The following is a 20,069-nucleotide window of genomic DNA, read 5'->3' as shown; positions in this document are numbered from 1 at the left end:
GCCGCCATTCAACCAGCATGGGGCCGGTTGGGCAAGGGAAACAGTGCCAGCCGCAGCCGTCGCGCCAAGGCCCGCAGCCGCACCGGCGCCAAAACCAGCACGATGCCGATGAAAGCCAACGCCGCAATGCCCGCCTGCAGGATCAGCGCCTGCCCCAACGCCGCCGGCAAAAGCGGCGTGACCACCCAGCCCGCCAGCCGCGCGCCAAGCAGCCCGGCCAGCGGCACCAGCAGCAGCCGGAAGAGCGGCCAGGCCAGATCGCGCTGGCCCTGGCGCAGCGCCAGCAGAAACAGCAAGGAGGAAGCCGCCCCGCGCGCCGCCAGCGCCCAGGCCAGCGCCGCCAACCCGAACGGTGCGGCCAGCCAGCAGGTCGCCAACATGCTCAGCGCATTCACCCAGGCATACCAGGAGACGAGCCCCACCCGCCCCAGCGCGGTGAGCAACGGGTTGATGATGCCGTAGAGGGCGAGGCTCGGCGCCACCAGGCTGAGAATGGCGAAGACCGGCACCGCCCTTGCCCAGCCCGACCCGAACATCAGCAGCACCAAAGGCCGCGCCGCCGCCCCGCTCACCGCGCTGACGAAGAAGATCAGCAGGCACAGCGCATCGAGAATATGGCGCAACACCAAAGCCCGGCGCGGCGGGTCGTCACGCACCGCCACCAGTACCGGCAGCACCAGCTTGCGGGCGGGCAGAAACGCCACCTCCTGCAGCACCTCCAGCAGCCGCTGGGCGATGCGAAACTGCGCCAGCGCCACCAGCGGCAGCATCAACCCCAGCAGCAACACATAGCCGGTGAGGGCGATGAAATCGACAAAGGCCGCCTCCATCAGCGGTCGCGAAAAGGCGAAGCCGGCGCGCAGCACCGCCCAGCCAGGCGGGCGCGGCGGCACCCAGCGCGCGCAGGCGCTGGCCACCAGCGCATAGAAGCCCACCCCGACCAGACGCTGCGCCACCAGGGCCGCGACGCCCTGCCCGGCATAGGCCAGAGGCAGCGCGCACAGGCCCCCGAGCAGCGTGCTGCCGAGCGAGATCAGCCCGATGGTACGAAACCGGAATTGTGAGCTGAGCCGCGCCGAGGGGACGATGAGACAGCAGGTCATCACCACGCTCAACGCCATCACCCGCAGCACCGCCCGCAGCAACGGCAGATGATAGAGCCGCGCCGCCCACGGCGCGAGCAGCCACAACCCGGCCATGAACAACAGCGCGGTGAGCAGCTGGCTCCAGAACGCCCCGGCCTCCACCGCGCGGTCGCCAGGGCTGGCCTGCACCTGTTCGCCGGCGCCGGAATTGGCCACTATTTTGGCCAGCTCGGACATCGCCGAGGCAATCGCGATCAGCCCGACATCACGCGCCGGCACCACCCGCAGCAGCAAGGCCAGGATGGCAAACCCGGCTGCGCGCTCGGCCAGCACGGTCGCGAAATTCCAGGCCGCCCCGTGCGCGGTGCGCCGTGCCAGGCTCATCCCCGCCTCCGTTACAGAAACGGTATGAAACCAGCACAATCAGACGCTGTCAAAGGGTCAGAGACTCGCCCACAAGCCGAGCAGCGCGAGTGCCAAAGCAGGCGGCATCATCACCGCGCCCAGCGCCAGGAACCGCCAGGCGCTCATCGCCAGCCCCTCGCGGCGCAGCGCATTCAGCCAGAGGATCGTCGCCAGCGAGCCGGTGACGGAGAGGTTTGGCCCCAGATCCACCCCGATCAGCGCCGCCGCCTTCGCCCCTTCCGGGGCCTGGGCGAAGAGATGCGCCGCCAGCAGCCCGACCGGCAGGTTATTGGCGAGATTGCTGAGCAGCCCCAGCCCCGCCCCCACCGGCCCAATCCCGGCATGCGCGAAGCCGGAAAGCACCCGCACCAGCCCGGCCTGGTCCAACGCTGCCACCATCACGAACAGCCCGGCCACCAGCGGCAGCACGCTCCAAGAGACGCCGCGCAGGGCCTGCCAGGGTGGGGTGCGCGTCAGCAGGCTGACCAGCACCAGGCACCCGGCCCCGAGCAGGAAGGTCAGCGTGCCCAAGGCCCAGCCAAAGGCCGCCGCGGCGATCAGCAGCAGCGCCGCCCCCCCGAGCCCGGCCAACGTCCAGCGCCCGCCGGTGCGCAGTGGCACGCTCTCATCCGGAACCTGCAACCTCTCGCGCAGATGCGCCTTCTGGGTCAGCCACAAGGTCGCGTAACTCGCCAGGATCGCCAGCACCGAGGCCAGGCCGAACAATCGCAGCCATTCCCCCAGGCGCGGCATATGCCCGTCGAACAGCACCAGATTGGCCGGATTTGAAATCGGCAGCAGGAACGAGGCGGCATTGGCGACGAAAGCGCAGATCAGCAGATAGGGCAGCTTGTCCCGCGCCCCCGCCGCCCCGGCCATGGCGGCAACGGCCGGGGTGAACACCACCGCCGTCGCATCATTGGAGAGCAAGGCCGTAATCACCACCGCCAGCGCGTAAACCAGCGTGAACAGCGCCAGCGCCGAGCCCCCGGCCCAGCGCGCCAGATGCGCCGCCGCCCAGTCGAACACGCCTTCCAGCACCGCCAGCTCGGCCAGCAGCATCATGCCGATGAGAAACAGATAAACCTGCCCCCCCTGCCCCACCGCCGCCAGCGCGCCACGCGGCGAGAGCGCGCTTAGGCCCACCAGCAGCAATGCCCCGGCCAGCGCCGGCCAGGCCTCCTTCACCCCGAAGGGCCGCGCCATGATGCAGCCCAGGCTGACCGCGACGATCAGCAACACAAGACCAAGGCTCATCTCCGGCGCACGCTGAGAAAATAACCCAGCCCCACCAGCCCCAAAGCCCCGCCGGCGATGCACAGCCCAATCCAGCCACCTTGCGCCAACAGCACGCCGCACGCGGCCGAGCCCGCCGCGCCGCCGAGAAAAAACCCGGCCATGAACACGCCATTCAGCCGCGAACGCAGTTCAGGGGCGAGAATATAGATCGAGCGCTGGCTGAGCACGAGATTGGTCTGCACCGCCGAATCCAGCACGATGCCGGCCAGCGCCAGCACCAGCACCGAATGGATCTGTGCCCCCAAAGCCGCGATGAGAAAGGCCAGCATCACGCCCAGCAGCGCCAGGATGGTGCCGGCGCGCGTATGGCCGCGATCCGCCATATGCCCGGCCCAGGGCGCCACCAGCGCCCCCGCCGCGCCCACCAGCGCGAACACCGCGATACCGCGCTGGGTGAAGCCGAACTGTGCGGCCAGATAAAGCGGCACCCCGGTCCAGAACAGCGAGAACCCGGCAAAGCACGCGGCATGCACCAAGGCGCGCTGGCGCAGCACCGCGAAGCGCAGCGGCAGCGTGAACAAGGAGCCCAGCAGCTCGAAATAATGATGGTTCGCCGCCGGCTGCCGATGCGGCAATTTGCGGCTCAGCAGCACCGCCATCCCGGCCATCGCCGCGGCGGAGAGAAAGAACACCATCCGCCAGGAGGAGAACGCCGCGATGGTCGAGGCGACAGGCCGCGACAGCAGGATGCCGAACAGCAACCCGGAGGTCACCATCCCCACCACCTTGCCGCGCTGATGTTCAGGTGTCAGGTGCGCCGCCAGCGGGATCAGCATCTGCACCGCCACCGAGGTCACCCCGATCAAGGCCGAGACCACCAGCATCACCCGCGCATCCCAGGCGAATCCAGCCAGCAGCAGCGGGATGATCGCCGCCGCGATGGTCAGCACCACCAGGCGCCGATTCTCCACCAGATCCCCCAGCGGCACCAGGAACAGCAGCCCCGCCGCATAGCCGAGCTGGGTCAGGGTCACGATCAAGCTTTCCGCCTGCCCGCCCATATGCAGCGCCGGGCCGATCAACCCGATCAGCGGCTGCGCATAATAAATATTCGCCACGACAATCCCGCAGGAGGCGGCAAGCAACCCAACCATTTGTCGGGACGGAGATGATTCAGACATGGGCCTCGACTTAACGGCGCGGGAAAATTCTGCGAAGCAGCAAATGGGGCGTCCGGCTTGACCGCGCCATAGCTGAGGGGATGATTTTCATGGATTTATTGCATGCCGTGCTGTTTGCCATCCTGCAGGGGGCGACGGAACTCTTCCCCGTCAGCTCGCTGGGCCATGCGGTGGTGGTGCCGGCCCTGCTGCATTGGCATGTGGACCAGGCGGCGCCGAGCTTCCTGCCTTTCCTGGTGATGCTGCATCTGGGCACCGCCTTCGGGCTGATCGCCTATTTCTATGTGGAATGGCTGGTGATGGCGCGCGGCGTGCTGGGGCTGGGCTATGAGGCCGAAAACGCCTCCGCCCGGGCGCTGCTGGGCAAGCTGATCGTCGCCACCATCCCGGCGGTGATCATCGGCGCGCTGCTGAAGAAACATATCGCCCATCTCTTCGCCAGCCCGATGATCGCGGCCGGGTTTCTCATCCTCAACGCCATCGTGCTGCTGGCCGGCGAGCGCCGGCGCGGCCAGCCTTTGCGCGGCACCACCATCGGCTATGTGGACGCGCTGATCATCGGCATCTTCCAGTGCCTGGCCTTCCTGCCGGGGATTTCGCGCTCGGGGGCGGCCATCGTCGGCGGGTTGCAGCGCGGCATCTCCTATGCCGGGGCGGCGAAATTCTCCTTCCTGATGGGCACGCCGGTGATCCTCGCCGCCGCCGCCGCCGAAGTGCCGAAGCTGATCAAGGCGCATGAGCTGCATGCGCTGTTCGGCATCTCGCTGGTCGCCGCCATCGTCTCCGGCATCGTCGCCTATGCCAGCACCGCCTTCCTGATGCGCTATTTCAAGGATCATGATGAGTGGGCGATGAAGCCGTTCGCGATCTATTGCGCGCTGGCCGGCGTGGCCTCGCTGGCGCTGCTGTGGGGCGGGCTGTGAGGCGCGCTCTGCTGGCGGCCGCCCTGCTGCTCGCCCCTGCCTTCGCCCCCACCGCCGCCCAAGCCAAGGTCAATCTCGCCGAGGCGCCGATCGGCCGCACCGACCTGCCCTGGTGGAATGCCCGCTGGCACGCCACGCTGGTCGAGAAGGCCGCGCATCCCAACGCCAGGCTGGTCTGGCTGGGCGATTCGATCACCTATTACTGGCAGCGCCAGGGCGGGCATGGCTATGACGACATCAAGCCGGTCTGGGACAAATATTACGGCGCCTACGACACGCTGGATTTCGGCTTCATCGGCGACACCACCGCCTCGCTGATCTGGCGGCTCGACCATGGCCAGGTGGCAGGGCTGCACCCGAAGCTCGCCATCATCCTGATCGGCGCCAATAATTTCGGCCGGGTACATTGGGACGCCGCGATGACGGTGCCCGGCATCGAATCCGTGGTGGCGAACACCCAGAAGCGCCTGCCCGGGGCGCATATCCTGCTGCTGGGCGTGCTGCCCTGCATTCGCGGCCCCTGGGTGGATGCGCAGACCATCGCCACCAACGCCGATCTCGCCAAGCACTATGAGGGGAATGAAGGCGTCACCTTCGTCGATCTGCGGCATCTGTTCATCAAGGACGGCAAGGTCGACGCCTCGCTCTTTGTCGACCCGCATCTCACCCCACCGGAGCCGGCCTTGCATCCTGACCGTGAGGGCATGACGATGATCGCCCAGGCCATCGCCCCGATCGTGAAAAAATACGAGAACTGACAGCGCTCGGAGTCCACCGCTGCGCCGGCCCATAAAAAAGGCGCCCCGCGAGGGGCGCCTTAAGGTTACTCAGGGAGCAACGTAAAAATTTCAGGCCGCGGGCGCGAGCGCCACGCTATCCACCATCGCCTGGGCGGAGATCAGCGTATCTGAGGCTTCGCGATAGGCGTCGGCATCCTGCAGGTTCACCGCCGCGAAGGCCGCCTCGGCCTCCGCCAGCTTCGCCTGCGCCGCCGCCGGATCGAGATCAGCCTGGCGGATGATCTCGTCCGCCAGCACCGAGCAGCGGCCTTCCGTCACCTCGGCGAAACCGCCGGTGACAAAAAAAGCGGTCGGTGATCTTCCCGGCCTCGTAGATATCGACCAGCCCGCCGCGCAGGCTGGTGACCAGCTTGGAATGGCCCGGCAGGATGCCGAGATCGCCTTCCGTCCCCGGAACCACGACCATGTCGACCTCACGGGCCAGCAGCAGCCGCTCCGGGCTGATGATTTCCAGGGCCAAGGGCATGGATCAGGCCTTCGCCGCCAGGGCTTCGGCCTTGGCGATCGCCTCGTCGATGCCGCCGACCATGTAGAAGGCCGCTTCCGGCATATGGTCGTAATCGCCATTCACCAGGCCCTTGAAGGAGCGGATGGTGTCCTCGATGCCGACGAACACGCCCGGCGAACCGGTGAAGACTTCGGCGACATGGAACGGCTGCGACAGGAAGCGCTCGATCTTGCGGGCGCGGGCCACAACCAGCTTGTCATCCTCGGAGAGCTCGTCCATGCCCAGGATGGCGATGATGTCCTGCAGGCCCTTATAGGTCTGCAGAATGCGCTGCACGTCGCGCGCCACCTTGTAGTGCTCCTCGCCCACAATGCGCGGGTCGAGCGAGCGGGAGGTGGAGTCCAACGGATCCACGGCCGGGTAGATGCCCTTTTCGGCGATCGCGCGGTTCAGCACGGTCGTCGCATCCAGATGCGCGAAGGTGTTGGCCGGGGCCGGGTCGGTCAGATCGTCGGCGGGCACGTACACGGCCTGCACGGAGGTGATGGACCCCTTCTTGGTGGAGGTGATGCGCTCCTGCAGGGCGCCCATATCCGTCGCCAGGGTCGGCTGATAGCCCACCGCGGAGGGGATGCGGCCCAGCAGCGCGGACATTTCCGCACCCGCCTGAGTGAAGCGGAAGATGTTGTCCACGAAGAACAGCACGTCCTGGCCTTCCTGGTCGCGGAAATACTCGGCCATCGTCACGCCGGAGAGGGCGACGCGGGCGCGCGCACCCGGCGGCTCGTTCATCTGGCCATAGACCAGCGCGACCTTGGAACCGTCGGTGGTGCCGTCCTCGTTCAGCTTGATGACGCCGGCATCGATCATTTCATGGTACAGATCGTTACCCTCACGGGTCCGCTCGCCAACGCCCGCGAACACGGACACACCGCCATGGCCCTTGGCGATGTTGTTGATCAGCTCCTGGATGAGCACGGTCTTGCCCACGCCGGCGCCGCCGAACAGGCCGACCTTGCCGCCCTTCAGATATGGAGCCAGCAGATCCACCACCTTGATGCCGGTGACCAGGATCTCGGCGGAACCGGCCTGCTCCTCGAAGGAGGGGGCATCGTTATGGATCGGCGCGCGGGCGGTCGCCACGATCGGGCCGCGCTCATCGATCGGCTCGCCGATCACGTTCAGGATGCGGCCCAGCACGCCCGGGCCGACCGGCACGGAGATGGCGGCCCCGGTATCGGTCACGGACTGGCCGCGGACCATGCCGTCGGTGCTGTCCATGGCGATGCAGCGCACGGTGCGCTCGCCGATTTCCTGCGCCACTTCGAGCACCAGACGGCGCTCGCCGATCTGGGTCTCCAGGGCGTTCTGAATGAAAGGCAGCGCGCCGTCGAACTGAACGTCGACAACAGCGCCATTGATCTGGGTCACACGGCCGGTGTTGTTGCTTGTCATGTCTATGTCCTCAAACGGCTTCCGCGCCGGAAATGATTTCAATCAGCTCTCTGGTGATGTTCGCCTGACGGGCCCGGTTATAGCTCAGCGTCAGCTTCTTGATCATCTGGCCGGCATTGCGGGTGGCGCTGTCCATCGCGGTCATCTGCGCGGCGTAGAAGCCGGCGGCGTTTTCCAACAGGGCCGCGTAGATCTGCACCGCCAGATTGCGCGGCAGCAGACGGTCCAGCAGCGTGCCGTCATCCGGCTCCACCTCGTAATTATGCTCCATCGCGTTATCGTTCGCGTTGGGCGCCGCGGCGGGGATCAGCGGCTGCTCGACCGGCTTCTGCGTCATCACATTATGGAAGCGGTTGAAGATCAGCGTCACGGTATCGTACTCGCCGGCCTTGAAGCCGCGAATGATCTCCTGCGCCACCTCTTCCGCATCCGCGAAGGTCACGACCTTCTTGCCGACGAAGTTCTTGGTGCCGGTGATGCTGCCCCCCATGTCGCGGCGCAAACTGTCATTGCCCTTGCGGCCGAGCGCGAAGATTTTCACTGTTTTGCCTTCGGCCGTGAGCTGCGCCGCCTTCTGGCGCACCTGCTTGGCGATATTGGCGTTGAAGCCACCGGCCAGACCGCGATCCGCCGTCACCGCCAGCAACAAATGGGTCTGGCGCTTGCCATTGCCCACCAGCAGCTTGGAGGCGTTCGGGTTGCCCGCCTCGGAGGCGGCCAGGGCCGCCAGCATCTCCGCCATGCGCACGGCATAGGGGCGCGAGGCCTCGGCCTGGGCCTGCGCGCGACGGAGCTTGGCCGCCGCCACCATCTTCATGGCGCTCGTGATCTTCTGCGTCGATTTGACGCTGTTGATCCGGTTGCGCAGGGTTTTCAGCGAGGGCATGGGCTTATCCGAAGGTGCGGAGCAGGGTCTCGATGAACGCGATCAGCGCCTTTTCCGTCTCGGGCTTGATCTGCTGGTCGGCCTCGATCGCGTTCACGATCTCGGGCGCGTTCACCTTGATGTCGGAAAGCAGCTGCATCTCGAACTGGCCGATCTTGTCCACCGCGACGCCGTCCAAATAGCCACGGGTGCCGGCAAACACGGAGATCACCTGCTCGGCAACCGAGAGCGGCTTGAACTGCGGCTGCTTCAAAAGCTCGGTCAGGCGCGCGCCGCGGGCCAGCAGCTTCTGGGTGGCGGGGTCGAGATCGGAGGAGAACTGGGCGAAGGCCGCCATTTCGCGGTACTGCGCCAGGTCCAGCTTGATCTTGCCGGCCACCTGCTTCATCGCCTTGATCTGCGCGGCGGAACCGACGCGCGAGACCGAGAGGCCGACGTTAATGGCCGGGCGGATGCCCTTGAAGAACAGCTCGGTCTCCAGGAAGATCTGGCCGTCGGTGATCGAGATCACGTTGGTCGGGATGTAGGCGCCCACGTCGCCGGCCTGGGTTTCGATGACCGGCAGCGCCGTCAGCGAGCCCGCGCCATACTCGTCGGACATCTTGGCGGCGCGCTCGAGCAGGCGCGAATGCAGGTAGAACACGTCGCCCGGATAGGCTTCGCGGCCCGGCGGGCGGCGCAGCAGCAGGGACATCTGGCGATAGGCGACCGCCTGCTTGGACAGATCGTCATAGCCGATCAGCGCATGCATGCCGTTATCGCGGAAATACTCGCCCATGGCGCAGCCAGTATACGGGGCCAGATACTGCATCGGCGCCGGGTCGGAGGCGGTGGCGGCGACGACGATGGAGTATTCCATCACGCCGTATTCCTCCAGCGTGCGCACCAGCTGGGCGACGGTGGAGCGCTTCTGCCCGACCGCGACATAGATGCAGTACAGCTTCTTGCTCTCATCGCCAGAGGCGTTGACCGCCTTCTGGTTGATGATGGTGTCGACGATCAGCGCGGTCTTGCCGGTCTGGCGGTCGCCGATGATCAGCTCGCGCTGGCCACGGCCGACGGGCACCAGCACGTCGATCGCCTTGATGCCGGTCTGCATCGGCTCATGCACGGATTTGCGGGGGATGATGCCCGGCGCCTTGGTCTCGACCAGGCGGCGCTCGGCGTACATCACCGGGCCCTTGCCGTCGATCGGGTTGCCCAGCGCGTCAACGACGCGGCCCAGCAGCCCCTTGCCCACCGGCACGTCGACGATCTGGCCGGTGCGGGTGACGGTGTCGCCCTCGCGGATGGTCTTGTCGTCGCCGAAGATCACCACGCCGACATTGTCGGCTTCCAGGTTCAGCGCCATGCCCTTTAGGCCGGAGCCGGGGAAATCCACCAGCTCGCCGGCCTGCACATTGGCGAGACCGAACACGCGCGCGATGCCATCCCCCACGGAGAGGACCTGGCCGGTCTCGGCCACATTGGCTTCGGTGTCGAAATCCGCGATCTGACGCTTCAGAATCTCGGAGATTTCGGCGGGACGGATCTCCATATCAGGCAGCTCCCTTGAGAGAATAATTCAGCCGGTTAAGGCGCGATTTGAGGGTGGTGTCGTAGAGCTTGTCGCCGATCTGCAGGCGCAGACCGCCGAGCAGCCCGGCATCGAGCTTTTCAATCAGCCGCACGGTGCCATGGCCAGCTTCGGCCAGGCGGGCGGTGAGCTGGGCGCGCTGGGTATCGGACAAGGCATGGGCGGAGGTGACCACCGCGACGGCCTCGCCACGCTTGGCGGCGGCATAGGCGGCGAAGCCCTCGATCAGCATCGGCAGGTCGCGCAGGCGGCGATTCGCGGCGACGACGCCGACAAAATGCCGCACCAACGTGGACACGCCCTGCGCCGCCAGCGCCTCATCCAGCGCCTTGCCGGCCTTGCCGGCATCGGTCAGCGGGTTGGCGATCAGCGCGGCGAGAGGCTTGCTCTCCTTGATCAGGCGGCCCAGCGCCGCGATCTGCTCGATGGTCTGGTCCAGCGCGCCTTGCTCATGCGCCAGCGCGTACAGCGCCGCAGCATAACGCCCGGCCAGGCCAGTGACACGATTATCCGTGATATCGACCAAAGTTTATCCTGCCTTGTTGCCGTGCTCTGAAATATAATGCCTCTTGCAAGGCTTGGCGGGGCAGTAACATAGGGTTTCCGCCGCAGCAAGGCCATAAGTGCCCCGCCCCCGCAAACGGCGCTTCAAGCCCTTGGTTTGTGTCAGTTTGGCGCAGAGAGTTCCGCCTCCGCGCGCAGCCTCGCCACCACCGGCCCGGTTTCATTGTAAGAGTGGCACGTATTCAGCAGCGCCGGCGCGAGGCCCGGCTTGTCCTTGCCCTCCCCCCCGTCCGGCCCGTGATTGAGCACGGAATAGCGGGTCTGGTAGGCGGTGGTGGCCACCGGCTGCAGCAATTCGCGCAGATGTGTGCAGCCCTCAACCCCGCCCACGCGCTGCGCGGCGGCGCGCAAAAACCCCTTGCCGATCTTCAACCCGACCAACCGCGCCATATTCGGCGCGGTTTGCGGGCATATATTATAGGGTGTCGAATCCATCGCCGCCTCGCAGGCGACGATTTCCATCTCCTCGACGGTCAGGGTCATGCGAATCCACATATCATGCAGCGGCACCCCGGCGGGGATGCCGGCGCGGTCGATATTGGCCATGCTGTAGCTCTTCACATCGGTCATCCGCGCCTCGACCTCGATCAGCCCGTCCTCGCGCAGATAGCCTTGCAGCGTCACCTCGCGGGTGTGCAGCAGGCGGCGGGGGGCGGTGGCGGCGGAGAGAGGCATACTTGTTTCCTATGGCTGGGCCCGGCGCGGGCAATCTTGCCAAAATCCATGCCATGGCCAAAAGGGTCAGCACAATTGCCGATAAGGATGATCAGCCATGGACGGGCAGGCAGAGCCGCGCCGCTATAGCCACGCCGAGCGCCTGCGCGTCGTCCAGGGGGTGATGCTGTGCATGCTCCTGGCCGCGCTGGACCAGACCGTGGTGCTGCCCGCCATCCCGCAAATGGCGCAAAGCCTGCACGGCCAGACGCATCTCTCCTGGGTGGTCTCGGCCTATCTGCTCGCCTCCACCGCCACCACCCCGCTTTATGGCAAGCTCTCGGATCAGTTCGGCCGCGCCAAGGTGCTGGGCCCGGCTCTCGTCGCCTTCGTGCTCACCAGCCTCTTCTGCGCCATGGCCTGGTCGGTGCCGGCCTTGCTGCTGGGCCGGGCCTTGCAGGGGCTGGCCGGCGGCGCGCTGATCACCGTCTCCCAGGCGGCGGTGGCGGATGCGGTGCCGCCGCGCGAGCGCGGGCGCTACCAGGCCTATTTCGCCTCGATGTGGGCGCTGGCCTCCGGCGCGGGGCCGGTGGTGGGCGGCTGGCTCGCGCAAAACCTCTCCTGGCGTTATATTTTCTGGGTCAATCTGCCGCTGGGGCTGTGCGCCCTGGCGCTATGCATACGCGGGCTGAAGGATCTGCCGATCAATGGCCGTCGCGGCCGGTTCGATCTCAGCGGCGCCGGGCTGCTGATCGGCGCCAGCACATTGCTGCTGATGGCGATCAGCCTGGGCGGGGTGGATCTGCGCTGGCTCTCCTGGCCGGAAGCGGGGCTGGTGCTGGCCGGCCTGCTCGGACTCCTCGCCCTGCGCGTCCAGCAGCGGCGCAGCCCGCACCCGCTGATGCCCTCCGGCCTGCTGATCCGGCTGCGCGGCACCATCGCCCTCGCGGCGCTGAATAATTTCGCCCTGTTCGGCGCCATCTTCATGTTCCCGCTGCTGCTGCAGCGTTTCTTTCATGACAAGCCGGCCCAGGCCGGCATCGAGCTGGTGCCCTTCCTGCTCACCGGCGTCGCGGGGGCCTATACGGCCGGACAGATCGCCCGGCGGACGGGCAAGCTGCGGGCGATGTTCGTCACCGGCACCAGCCTCGCCTCCACGGCATTTCTGGTGATGACGCTCAACCCGCTCTTCGCCCCGGTGCCGGTCTCGGCACTGATTGGCTTCGGGGTGGGGATGCTGCAGCCCACCACCATCCTTGCGGTGCAGGCGCTGACCGATCTGCCGGAAATCGGCATCGCCACCGGCATGCTGCTGCTGTTGCGGGCGATTGGCGGGGTGTTCGGCGCCACCTTGGCCGGCGCCGCCCTGGATGGCGGCTTTGCCGACCCGGTCAGCGGCTACCGGCTGGGCTTCGGGCTTTGCCTGGCGATGGCACTGGGCGGGCTGGCTTTGAGCTGGCGGATGCGCGAGATCACGCTGCATAACGGCCCCTGAGACAGCCAGGCGCCGCACACCGCCCGGGCGCTCAGTGGCCCAGCGCCGGAAACACGAAATGCACCAGCAGCACCGCGGAGAAAATCAGGGTCAGCCAGCCGAGAAACGCCCCGAGCACGCGCATTACCATCATCACGGCCAGCGCCACGATGAAAATCAGAATACAGACCTGCCATTGCGGCTGATAGATCCCAAGGCCCTGCATGCCGGCCAGCAGAATATTATCGATGCTCGCCGCGATACCCAGCACCAGCCCGATTATGCCCCAGAACATGCCATTGACCGCGCCGCCGCCCATTGCACCCCTCTCCTGGTATGGTTCTGCCATCTCGAATGCCTAAAAAGCCACTCAAGTTTTAGTGATTCGTTCCAGATTTTTAACTTTTTTGGGCGCCGGCAACCGCTTGATCCAAAGCAGCCACGGCGATGGCGCCGATGCCACCCAGCCCAGCGCCATTGCCGCACAGGGCCAGCCGGGTGGGTAATACCGGAAAAACGGCCCAGGGCGGCGCAGTGCGGTGTGAGCGTTCGCGTTCAAGTCAGATGTCCAGGCGTTCATATGCGCCTAAAATGGGGCGCTGTGCCCCACACTTATGCTATTCACGCATCCCCCCTCGCACTCTGGCGTGAAACGCTTGCGCGCAAGCACATTTCGCCGTAACCCCGGTGCCCGAACTTTTATTTTTGGAGTAAGCGTCATGTCCTACAGGGTTGCGGTCGTCGGTGCCACCGGTGCGGTGGGGCGCGAGATCCTGAAAACCCTTGCCCAGCGCGACTTCCCCGTCTCCGAGGTGGCCGCCCTGGCCTCCGGCCGTTCCGCCGGCCAGGAAGTCTCCTTCGGCGAGGATAAGGTGCTGAAGGTGCAGAATCTGGAAACCTTCGATTTCACCGGCTGGGACATCGCTTTGTTCTCCCCCGGCGCCTCCGTCTCCGCCATTCACGCGCCGCGCGCGGGGGCGGCCGGCTGCGTGGTGATCGACAACACCTCCCAGTTCCGCATGGACCCGGACGTGCCGCTGGTGGTGCCCGAGGTGAACCCGCAGGATATCGCCCTGCACACCAAGCGCAACATCATCGCCAACCCGAACTGCTCGACCATCCAGATGGTGGTGGCGCTCAAGCCCCTGCATGACCGCTTCAAGATCAAGCGCGTGGTGGTGAGCACCTACCAGTCCGTCTCCGGCGCCGGCAAAGAGGGCATGGACGAACTCTACAACAACACCAAGGTCTCCTTCGTGAACGAGAAGGGACGCGCCCAGGTGTTCCAGAAGGATATCGCCTTCAACGTCATCCCCCAGATCGACGTGTTCATGGATGACGGCGCCACCAAGGAAGAGTGGAAAATGGCGGTCGAGACCAGGAAGATCCTCGACCCCAACGTGCCGGTGATCGCCACCTGCGTGCGCGTGCCGGTGTTCATCGGCCATTCCGAGGCGGTGTTCGTCGAATTCGAAAACCCGGTCTCGGTGAAGGAAGCCCGCGAGGCGCTGGCCAAGGCGCCGGGCATCGTCGTCGAGGATAAGCGCGAGCCGGGCGGCTATATCACCCCGATCGAGTGCCAGGGCGAGGACGCGACCTTCGTCTCGCGCCTGCGCAAGGACCCGACGGTGGAGAACGGCCTGGCCTTCTGGTGCGTCTCCGACAATCTGCGCAAGGGCGCGGCGCTGAACGCGGTGCAGATCGCCGAGGTGCTGATCAAGCAGAAGCTGCTGAAGAAGCAGGCGGCGTAAGGGCGCACTGCACGACGAAAAAGAGCGGCCTCGGGCCGCTCTTTTTTTGGCAAAGACTCTGGGGGGCTTTTTGAAAAAAGCGCCCCAGACCCCCCAAAAATTTTTGATTTTTTAGCGCGGGCGGGGCGTGTCGTCCCAGGGTTTGCGGTTGACCTCTTCCAACGCTTCGGCGTGGGAGAGGCCGATATCGCCAAGCATGCGCGCATCCATGCGCATGATCGCCCGCCGCCCCACGATCACATTGCGCATCCGCATGATCCGCGCCCAGAGCCCGTTCGGCCGCGTCACCGGGTGCGGCGATGCCGCCGCCTTCACCCGCTCGGCAATGCTCAGCATGGTCTTCACTCCGTGTGTTGTTTCACTGACGGAAAATCTAGGCGCACGGGTTGAATAAGAAAAACGAATTGTTTTTATCATAAAAATCACATAATCTTATCCTATGCCCCTCCCCGCCGGTCTCGACCCCGATTTGTTGCGCGCCTTCATCTATGTGGCGGAGGAGCATAACTTCACCCGTGCGGGTACGCGCGTGGGCCGCACCCAGGCGGCGATTTCCATGCAGATGCGCAAGCTGGAGGAGATTCTGGGCAAGACGCTGCTCAAGCGCGGCCGGGGCGAAGGCATCGAGCTGACGCCGCACGGGCAATATCTGCTCTCCCGCGCGCGCGAGCTGCTGGTGCTCAATGATTCCATCTGGTCCGCCTTCCAGGCGCCGGAGATCAGCGGCAAGGTGCGTCTGGGCACCCCGGATGATTACGCCCTGCAATTCCTCCCCGGCGCGCTGCGTCGCTTCGCCCAGACCCATCCGGCGGTGGAGGTGGAGGTGGTCTGCCTGCCCTCAACCGAGCTGATGGGCCGGCTGAAGGCCGGGCAGCTGGATCTGTCGCTGATTTCCGAAGGGCATGAGACGCGCAACTGGCCGGCACAAGAGCTGATTCGTGGCCCGCTGGCCTGGATCACCTCCACCCGCTTCGCCCCGCACAAGCTGGACCCGCTGCCTCTGGCGCTGGCCGAGCATGATTGCAGCTGGCGGCGCGCCGCCTTGCGCGGGCTGGATGAGGCCCACCTGCCCTATCGCATCGCCTATGTCTCGGGCAGCGCCATCGGCTCGCTGGTGCCGGTTCTGGCCGGGTTAGCGGTGACCTGCGGCATTCCCAACCGGCTGCCGGAAGGCACCCGCGCCTTACGCCCGGGCGAGGACGGGCTGCCGAAACTGCCGGATTTCTGCGTGCTGATGCTGAAGGGCAAAAACGCCCCGCAGCCGGTGACCGACCGGCTGGCCGAGCATATCGAGGACGAAGCAACACGCGAGGCGCAAACCGCCGGCTGGGCGGCTTAGCCTCGCATGAAGCGCGAAGCTCTAATTCCCGGTGCTGGTCAGCTCGATCTGCGCCGACACGCTGGCGCTGATGGTCACCTTGTCAGGCGCCAATTGCGGCGCCGCGGCGGCGGCCTTCATCATCATCACCCTGGGACCGGGCGGCAACGGCGCGGAGGCGCCATTCACGCTCAGCTGCTTCAGCGCGCCGACCTTTTTATGCAGCGTATCGGCAATATCCGCCGCCTCGGCGCGCAGATGCGCCAACGCGTCGCGGATCGCATCGCGCTGCGCGCTCTGCCGCCCGGCATCGGAGAGTTCGCCGCTGAGCCCGTTCAGCAGCAGCCCATCCGCCTGCAACTGGCCGAGCAGATCGGTAAACGCCTTGTCCGGCACGCCGCCTTTATCCGGCTGGGTCAGGGTCAGGCTCTGCGTCGCGGTGAATTGCGGCCGGGTTTGGCCGTTCGGGGTGCTGGCGTAGCTGTTATAGCCGCCGGTGGTGGCCACCACATTCGGCAAGGCCTTTGCCGCGGCCAGCGCCTTGCTCATCGCCTGGTTCACCTTGGCCTGGGCGGCGGCGGCGTTCGGCGCATCCGCCTGCACATTGAACTGCGCCACCGCCTCATCCGGCTCGACCTTGACGCTGCCTTCGGCACTCAGCGACAGATTGGTCTGCGCGGACGCGGTCTGCGCCGCGGCGGGCAGCGCCAGCGCGCTGAGAACCGGAACCAGATAGATGATTTTCGGTGCCATATGTCGCTCCTCCAGCAAAGCGACTCGAATTTAGGCGCAAACCCCAGCCCGCGCCAGAACGCGCCTTGCACCAAGCCTGGCTAAAATTATTTCGAATTGCTATATATTGCGATAAAAGAATGCCGAAACCATCAAAAAGGCCTCGTCGGAGCGTTTCATGCGGGTTTATCAATGTCCTTTCAATGTTGCCGATCTTCTGGATCAGAATAAAGCCCACCACATCATCGATACCTTTGCGAGCGTTTCCCCGCCCCTGGTCGAGAACAGGGAACGCTACTCCCCCATGCTGATCGATTTCACCGGCGACAAAGGCTTGGCGCTCTACGCCAGGACCATGACCACGTTGATCGACGGCCTCGCCAGCTGCACCGGAAGGCTCTTCGAAAGGCCGATTTCCGGGCAGGTCTTCGTCTGGGCCATGCGGGTCGGTGACAGCAGCAAGCATAAGAGCACCACGCTCAGCGGCGTGCGTGGCGGCATGCAACAGCTCAGCAACAACACCGTCAAATTTGGGCTGGTCAAGGCGACGAGCGGGGTGGAGGGGCTGACGAACTGGCTGAGGGGCACGTCAAAGAAGCCCCTCACGAATAAGGTAATCAGCGGTCTCGATTACGACCAGTATCTCCAGCGCGATGGCGGCGGCGTGAGCCGCGGAGTCCTTAATCAACGGCAAATGAACATGGCGGAAGGCCATGCCACCGCGCTGGTCATCCCGGCCAAATTCAGAAATGAATTCAGCATGGATGTCATCTCGCCGATCGATAACGGGAAGGTCACGATGGCCTCCATCGCCAAGCTGGTGCGGGTGATGAAGACCAAGCTCGACAAGGCCGGGCCCAGCCGGGAAGGCGGGATTTACGACTGAGCCGTGCCTTCAGCCGGCCAGCATGGCCTCGGCCCGAAGCAGATCGGCGGCGGTGGTGATCTTGAAATTATCCTCCGCCCCGAGCACCATCTCCACCCGCAGCCCGGCATGCTCGGCGATCATCGCATCGTCGGTGAAATCCGTCTCCGGCGCGGTCTGCACCGCGTGGCGGTGGGCCTTATAGATATCCTGGAAGCGAAAGCCCTGCGGGGTTTGCGCGCGCCAGAGCCCGGCCCGGCTCACCGTGCCGGCAACCACCCCGTCCTGCACGCGCTTGAGCGTATCGGCGAGCGGCACGCCGACGATGGCCGAGGCGCCGCGCCCGAGCACCTCCAGCACCGCCGAGATGGTCTCCAGCGCGATGAAGGGGCGCACCGCGTCGTGGATCAGCACATTATCCGGCTTCAACACAGCGATCGCTTCCAGCCCCAGCCGCACGCTATCCTGCCGTTCCTTGCCGCCGAAGCGCACCGCCAGCAACTTCTCCAGCCCGTCGGTGGCCTCGTCATACAAAGCCTGGTCGTCCGGGTGGATCAGCACCTGCACCGCGTCGATTTCCGGATGGCGGGTGAGGGCCTGGATGGTGTGGCGCAGAATCGGCGCCCCTTTAAGCGGCAGATATTGCTTCGGCAGCGGCCCGCCAACGCGATAGCCCCGCCCCGCCGCCACAATCAGCCCGATATTCATAGCCCCTGCCCTTCTCACCCAAATTTGCAAAAGTTTTTGGGGGTGTGGGGACTTTTTTCAAAAAGTCCCCACAAACGTTCGGGGTGTTGACGACGGCGTTGTCACCGCCCCAGACGTTTTCGCCGCTTTTTTGAAAAAAAGCGGCACCAAAAAACTTTTATACCTTAACCCAACGCCGCTTTCTGGGCCTTGAACAACTCCGCCGTCCCCTGCCGGGCCAGGCCCAGCAGCTTGTTGAAGGCCGCTTCGTCAAAGCTGGATTTCTCCGCCGTCGCCTGGATTTCCACAATCCCGCCCGCGGCCGTCAGGATGAAATTCGCATCCGCATCCGCCGCCGAATCCTCGGCATAATCCAGATCCAGGACCGGATGGCCCTGATAAATCCCGCAGGACACCGCCGCCACCTGCCCCAGCATCGGCATGGATTTGATCACGTTCTTCGCCTTCAACTGCCGGAAAGCCAGCACCATCGCCACATAGGCGCCGCTGATCGCCGCACAGCGCGTGCCGCCATCGGCATTCAGCACGTCGCAATCCAGCGTCACGGTGATCTCGCCCATCGCCTTGCGGTCGATCACGGCGCGCAAGCTGCGCCCGATCAGCCGCTGGATCTCCTGGGTGCGGCCGGATTGCTTGCCCCGCGCCGCCTCGCGCTCGCCGCGCGTATGGGTGGCGCGCGGCAGCATGCCGTATTCGGCCGTCACCCAGCCCTCGCCCTGGCCGCGCATGAACGGCGGCACCCGGCCCTCGACGCTGGCGGTGCACAGCACCTCGGTGCGCCCCATGCGGATCAGCGCCGAGCCCTCGGCATGATGGGAAAACCCGGTCTCGATGGAGACCTGGCGCAGGGCGTTGAATTCTCTGCCGGAGGGCCGCATGATCTGACTCCTTACATCTGCTGCGCCGTGCTATTATCCGAGCCTAGCCCGATGGACCATAGACAGAAATCCCCTCCGCCCCGGCTCCCGCCCGGGCTCGACATCCGCTCCGCCGCCGTGCTGCGCGAAATCGTCGAACAATATGTCGAAACCGGCGAGCCGGTGGGCAGCCGCACCCTTTCGCGCCTGCTTCCGCACAAGCTTTCGCCCGCCACCATCCGCAACGTGATGGCGGACCTCACCGATGCCGGACTGCTCTTCTCCCCCCACACCTCCGCCGGCCGGCTGCCGACGGATCGCGGCCTGCGGCTGTTCGTGGACGGGCTGCTGCAATTCGGCGAGCTTTCGGAGGAGGAGCGGACCAATATCAACCTCGCCCTCGCCGGCTCCGGCCGCTCGATGCAGGATACGCTGGCCCAGGCCTCCACCTTGCTCTCCGGCCTGTCCGCCGCCGCCGGGCTGGTGCTGGCCCCGAAGGGCGAAGGGCCGGTGAAACATATCGAATTCGTGCCGCTCTCGCCGGGGCGCGCGCTGGTGGTGCTGGTCTCCGCCGATGGCCAGGTGGAAAACCGCATCATCGAAACCCCGCCCGGCCTGCCGCCCTCGGCCCTGCAGCAGGCCAGCAATTTCCTCAACGCCCAGCTCGCCGGCCTCACCCTCACCGAGCTGCGCGGCCGGGTACGCGCCGAGCTGACCGCCGACCGCAGTGCGCTGGACGAGCTGACCAGCGCCGTCATCGAAGCCGGGCTCGCCACCTGGGGCCAGGAAGGGCGCTCCGGCTCGCTGATTCTGCGCGGCCAGGGGCGGCTTTTGGAGGATATCGACCAGCTCGAAAAACTATCCGCCATCCAGGCTCTGTTCGAGCGGCTGGAAACCGAGGAGACGCTGCTGAAGCTGCTGGATCTGGCCGAGGAATCGGACGGGGTGCGGATTTTCATCGGCGCCGAATCGGGGCTGTTTGGCTCCGCCGGCGTCTCGATGATCGTCGCCCCGGCGCGCAACGCGCAGGACCGGATCGTGGGCGCGATCGGGGTGATCGGGCCGACGCGGATCAATTACGGGAAGATCATTCCGGTGGTTGACTATACCGCGCGGGTGATCGGGCGGTTGCTGGGGTAATAAAAAAG

General features: G+C 65.7%; 22 protein-coding genes. 7 read left to right on the top strand and 15 right to left on the bottom strand.

The genetic code is table 11. From position 1 onward, the window contains the following. Positions 1-8 precede the first annotated feature (8 nt). The 3 genes from MXAZACID_RS02215 to MXAZACID_RS02205 are packed head-to-tail and all read right to left on the bottom strand — an operon-like array spanning position 9 to position 3,883. Entirely contained in the window at positions 9-1,469 is a 1,461-nt protein-coding gene (locus MXAZACID_RS02215) for an oligosaccharide flippase family protein (RefSeq protein WP_008492411.1), read from the bottom strand. A 57-nt stretch (positions 1,470-1,526) separates the two neighbouring features. Further along, on the bottom strand, positions 1,527-2,747 hold the full coding sequence (locus MXAZACID_RS02210) for an SLC13 family permease (protein ID WP_039884662.1): 1,221 nt from the start codon (positions 2,745-2,747) through the stop codon (positions 1,527-1,529). Then, a complete protein-coding gene (locus tag MXAZACID_RS02205; protein ID WP_008492409.1) occupies positions 2,744-3,883 on the bottom strand; it encodes an MFS transporter in 1,140 nt (379 codons plus the stop codon). The genes MXAZACID_RS02210 and MXAZACID_RS02205 overlap by 4 nt, the downstream gene beginning before the upstream one ends. 116 nt (positions 3,884-3,999) lie before the next feature. Between MXAZACID_RS02205 and MXAZACID_RS02200 the strand changes: the two genes are divergently transcribed. Together MXAZACID_RS02200 and MXAZACID_RS02195 are read left to right on the top strand one after the other, a co-directional pair. Then, positions 4,000-4,833: an undecaprenyl-diphosphate phosphatase gene (locus MXAZACID_RS02200; protein WP_026439992.1), complete on the top strand. Its 834-nt coding sequence runs from the start codon at positions 4,000-4,002 to the stop codon at positions 4,831-4,833. After that, positions 4,830-5,591, top strand: coding sequence for a GDSL-type esterase/lipase family protein (locus MXAZACID_RS02195; protein ID WP_008492407.1), 762 nt, complete (start codon positions 4,830-4,832; stop codon positions 5,589-5,591). Before MXAZACID_RS02200 ends, MXAZACID_RS02195 begins: the two co-directional genes overlap by 4 nt. A 90-nt stretch (positions 5,592-5,681) precedes the next feature. Here MXAZACID_RS02195 and MXAZACID_RS19975 read toward each other — a convergent pair whose 3' ends face one another. The 7 genes from MXAZACID_RS19975 to MXAZACID_RS02165 all read right to left on the bottom strand — a co-directional run bounded on the left by MXAZACID_RS19975 (position 5,682) and on the right by MXAZACID_RS02165 (position 11,237). Beyond that, positions 5,682-5,870: a hypothetical protein gene (locus MXAZACID_RS19975; RefSeq protein ID WP_008492406.1), complete on the bottom strand. Its 189-nt coding sequence runs from the start codon at positions 5,868-5,870 to the stop codon at positions 5,682-5,684. Further along, positions 5,839-6,099 carry a F0F1 ATP synthase subunit epsilon gene (locus tag MXAZACID_RS19970; protein WP_008492405.1) on the bottom strand — a complete coding sequence of 87 codons (261 nt, stop codon included), beginning with the start codon at positions 6,097-6,099 and terminating at the stop codon, positions 5,839-5,841. Before MXAZACID_RS19970 ends, MXAZACID_RS19975 begins: the two co-directional genes overlap by 32 nt. A gap of 3 nt (positions 6,100-6,102) precedes the next feature. Further along, positions 6,103-7,536 (bottom strand): F0F1 ATP synthase subunit beta, encoded by a 1,434-nt coding sequence (atpD, locus tag MXAZACID_RS02185; RefSeq protein ID WP_008492404.1) that lies wholly within the window; start codon positions 7,534-7,536, stop codon positions 6,103-6,105. 10 nt (positions 7,537-7,546) lie between these two features. Then, positions 7,547-8,422 (bottom strand): F0F1 ATP synthase subunit gamma, encoded by an 876-nt coding sequence (locus tag MXAZACID_RS02180; protein ID WP_008492403.1) that lies wholly within the window; start codon positions 8,420-8,422, stop codon positions 7,547-7,549. Positions 8,423-8,426: 4 nt separating this feature from the next. Further along, positions 8,427-9,959, bottom strand: a complete 1,533-nt coding sequence (gene atpA, locus MXAZACID_RS02175; protein ID WP_008492401.1) for a F0F1 ATP synthase subunit alpha — start codon at positions 9,957-9,959, stop codon at positions 8,427-8,429. A gap of 1 nt (position 9,960) precedes the next feature. Next, complete coding sequence (atpH, locus tag MXAZACID_RS02170) at positions 9,961-10,524, bottom strand: ATP synthase F1 subunit delta (protein ID WP_008492399.1); 564 nt, start codon at positions 10,522-10,524, stop codon at positions 9,961-9,963. A gap of 140 nt (positions 10,525-10,664) precedes the next feature. Beyond that, positions 10,665-11,237: a DUF2889 domain-containing protein gene (locus tag MXAZACID_RS02165; protein ID WP_008492398.1), complete on the bottom strand. Its 573-nt coding sequence runs from the start codon at positions 11,235-11,237 to the stop codon at positions 10,665-10,667. A 97-nt stretch (positions 11,238-11,334) separates the two neighbouring features. Between MXAZACID_RS02165 and MXAZACID_RS02160 the strand changes: the two genes are divergently transcribed. After that, positions 11,335-12,711 carry an MDR family MFS transporter gene (locus MXAZACID_RS02160; protein WP_008492397.1) on the top strand — a complete coding sequence of 459 codons (1,377 nt, stop codon included), beginning with the start codon at positions 11,335-11,337 and terminating at the stop codon, positions 12,709-12,711. Between the two features lie 31 nt (positions 12,712-12,742). Here the strand turns inward: MXAZACID_RS02160 and MXAZACID_RS02155 are convergent, their stop codons facing one another. Then, positions 12,743-13,009: a hypothetical protein gene (locus MXAZACID_RS02155; RefSeq protein ID WP_008492396.1), complete on the bottom strand. Its 267-nt coding sequence runs from the start codon at positions 13,007-13,009 to the stop codon at positions 12,743-12,745. 400 nt (positions 13,010-13,409) lie between these two features. On the opposite strand from MXAZACID_RS02155, the gene MXAZACID_RS02150 reads away from it, so the two are divergent. After that, a complete protein-coding gene (locus MXAZACID_RS02150) occupies positions 13,410-14,441 on the top strand; it encodes an aspartate-semialdehyde dehydrogenase (RefSeq protein WP_008492395.1) in 1,032 nt (343 codons plus the stop codon). A gap of 111 nt (positions 14,442-14,552) precedes the next feature. Here MXAZACID_RS02150 and MXAZACID_RS02145 read toward each other — a convergent pair whose 3' ends face one another. After that, entirely contained in the window at positions 14,553-14,777 is a 225-nt protein-coding gene (locus tag MXAZACID_RS02145; RefSeq protein WP_039884660.1) for a DUF1127 domain-containing protein, read from the bottom strand. 103 nt (positions 14,778-14,880) lie between these two features. Between MXAZACID_RS02145 and MXAZACID_RS02140 the strand changes: the two genes are divergently transcribed. Beyond that, positions 14,881-15,780 (top strand): LysR substrate-binding domain-containing protein, encoded by a 900-nt coding sequence (locus MXAZACID_RS02140; protein ID WP_008492393.1) that lies wholly within the window; start codon positions 14,881-14,883, stop codon positions 15,778-15,780. Positions 15,781-15,801: 21 nt separating this feature from the next. Here MXAZACID_RS02140 and MXAZACID_RS02135 read toward each other — a convergent pair whose 3' ends face one another. Then, the gene (locus tag MXAZACID_RS02135; protein ID WP_008492391.1) at positions 15,802-16,512 is read right to left on the bottom strand and encodes an SIMPL domain-containing protein; all 711 of its coding nucleotides are present in this window, start codon (positions 16,510-16,512) and stop codon (positions 15,802-15,804) included. 157 nt (positions 16,513-16,669) lie between these two features. On the opposite strand from MXAZACID_RS02135, the gene MXAZACID_RS02130 reads away from it, so the two are divergent. Next, positions 16,670-17,377, top strand: a complete 708-nt coding sequence (locus tag MXAZACID_RS02130; RefSeq protein ID WP_008492390.1) for a hypothetical protein — start codon at positions 16,670-16,672, stop codon at positions 17,375-17,377. A gap of 9 nt (positions 17,378-17,386) precedes the next feature. On the opposite strand, the gene ispD is transcribed toward MXAZACID_RS02130, so the two are convergent. Next, positions 17,387-18,064: a 2-C-methyl-D-erythritol 4-phosphate cytidylyltransferase gene (gene ispD, locus MXAZACID_RS02125; RefSeq protein ID WP_008492389.1), complete on the bottom strand. Its 678-nt coding sequence runs from the start codon at positions 18,062-18,064 to the stop codon at positions 17,387-17,389. Between the two features lie 164 nt (positions 18,065-18,228). After that, a complete protein-coding gene (rph, locus tag MXAZACID_RS02120; RefSeq protein ID WP_008492388.1) occupies positions 18,229-18,942 on the bottom strand; it encodes a ribonuclease PH in 714 nt (237 codons plus the stop codon). Positions 18,943-18,993: 51 nt separating this feature from the next. Here rph and hrcA point away from each other — a divergent pair, with 51 nt between their 5' ends. Further along, positions 18,994-20,061 (top strand): heat-inducible transcriptional repressor HrcA, encoded by a 1,068-nt coding sequence (gene hrcA, locus MXAZACID_RS02115; protein ID WP_008492387.1) that lies wholly within the window; start codon positions 18,994-18,996, stop codon positions 20,059-20,061. Positions 20,062-20,069: the final 8 nt, after the last annotated feature.

Origin of the sequence: Acidocella sp. MX-AZ02 (assembly GCF_000306035.1) — a bacterium.
GTDB classification, from domain to species: Bacteria; Pseudomonadota; Alphaproteobacteria; order Acetobacterales; family Acetobacteraceae; genus Acidocella; species Acidocella facilis.
Note: the sequence above shows the minus strand (reverse complement) of the source record. Positions and strands in the feature narration are given on the sequence as shown.

Excerpts from the sequence above, each read along its gene's own strand:
- MXAZACID_RS02215 (WP_008492411.1), bottom strand. The coding sequence starts at position 1,469 with ATGAGCCTGGCACGGCGCACCGCGCACGGGGCGGCCTGGAATTTCGCG.
- MXAZACID_RS02210 (WP_039884662.1), bottom strand. The coding sequence starts at position 2,747 with ATGAGCCTTGGTCTTGTGTTGCTGATCGTCGCGGTCAGCCTGGGCTGC.
- MXAZACID_RS02205 (WP_008492409.1), bottom strand. The coding sequence starts at position 3,883 with ATGGTTGGGTTGCTTGCCGCCTCCTGCGGGATTGTCGTGGCGAATATT.
- MXAZACID_RS02200 (WP_026439992.1), top strand. The coding sequence starts at position 4,000 with ATGGATTTATTGCATGCCGTGCTGTTTGCCATCCTGCAGGGGGCGACG.
- MXAZACID_RS19970 (WP_008492405.1), bottom strand. The coding sequence starts at position 6,099 with ATGCCCTTGGCCCTGGAAATCATCAGCCCGGAGCGGCTGCTGCTGGCC.
- atpD (WP_008492404.1), bottom strand. The coding sequence starts at position 7,536 with ATGACAAGCAACAACACCGGCCGTGTGACCCAGATCAATGGCGCTGTT.
- MXAZACID_RS02180 (WP_008492403.1), bottom strand. The coding sequence starts at position 8,422 with ATGCCCTCGCTGAAAACCCTGCGCAACCGGATCAACAGCGTCAAATCG.
- atpA (WP_008492401.1), bottom strand. The coding sequence starts at position 9,959 with ATGGAGATCCGTCCCGCCGAAATCTCCGAGATTCTGAAGCGTCAGATC.
- MXAZACID_RS02165 (WP_008492398.1), bottom strand. The coding sequence starts at position 11,237 with ATGCCTCTCTCCGCCGCCACCGCCCCCCGCCGCCTGCTGCACACCCGC.
- MXAZACID_RS02160 (WP_008492397.1), top strand. The coding sequence starts at position 11,335 with ATGGACGGGCAGGCAGAGCCGCGCCGCTATAGCCACGCCGAGCGCCTG.
- MXAZACID_RS02155 (WP_008492396.1), bottom strand. The coding sequence starts at position 13,009 with ATGGGCGGCGGCGCGGTCAATGGCATGTTCTGGGGCATAATCGGGCTG.
- MXAZACID_RS02150 (WP_008492395.1), top strand. The coding sequence starts at position 13,410 with ATGTCCTACAGGGTTGCGGTCGTCGGTGCCACCGGTGCGGTGGGGCGC.
- MXAZACID_RS02145 (WP_039884660.1), bottom strand. The coding sequence starts at position 14,777 with ATGCTGAGCATTGCCGAGCGGGTGAAGGCGGCGGCATCGCCGCACCCG.
- MXAZACID_RS02140 (WP_008492393.1), top strand. The coding sequence starts at position 14,881 with ATGCCCCTCCCCGCCGGTCTCGACCCCGATTTGTTGCGCGCCTTCATC.
- MXAZACID_RS02135 (WP_008492391.1), bottom strand. The coding sequence starts at position 16,512 with ATGGCACCGAAAATCATCTATCTGGTTCCGGTTCTCAGCGCGCTGGCG.
- MXAZACID_RS02130 (WP_008492390.1), top strand. The coding sequence starts at position 16,670 with ATGCGGGTTTATCAATGTCCTTTCAATGTTGCCGATCTTCTGGATCAG.
- ispD (WP_008492389.1), bottom strand. The coding sequence starts at position 18,064 with ATGAATATCGGGCTGATTGTGGCGGCGGGGCGGGGCTATCGCGTTGGC.
- rph (WP_008492388.1), bottom strand. The coding sequence starts at position 18,942 with ATGCGGCCCTCCGGCAGAGAATTCAACGCCCTGCGCCAGGTCTCCATC.
- hrcA (WP_008492387.1), top strand. The coding sequence starts at position 18,994 with ATGGACCATAGACAGAAATCCCCTCCGCCCCGGCTCCCGCCCGGGCTC.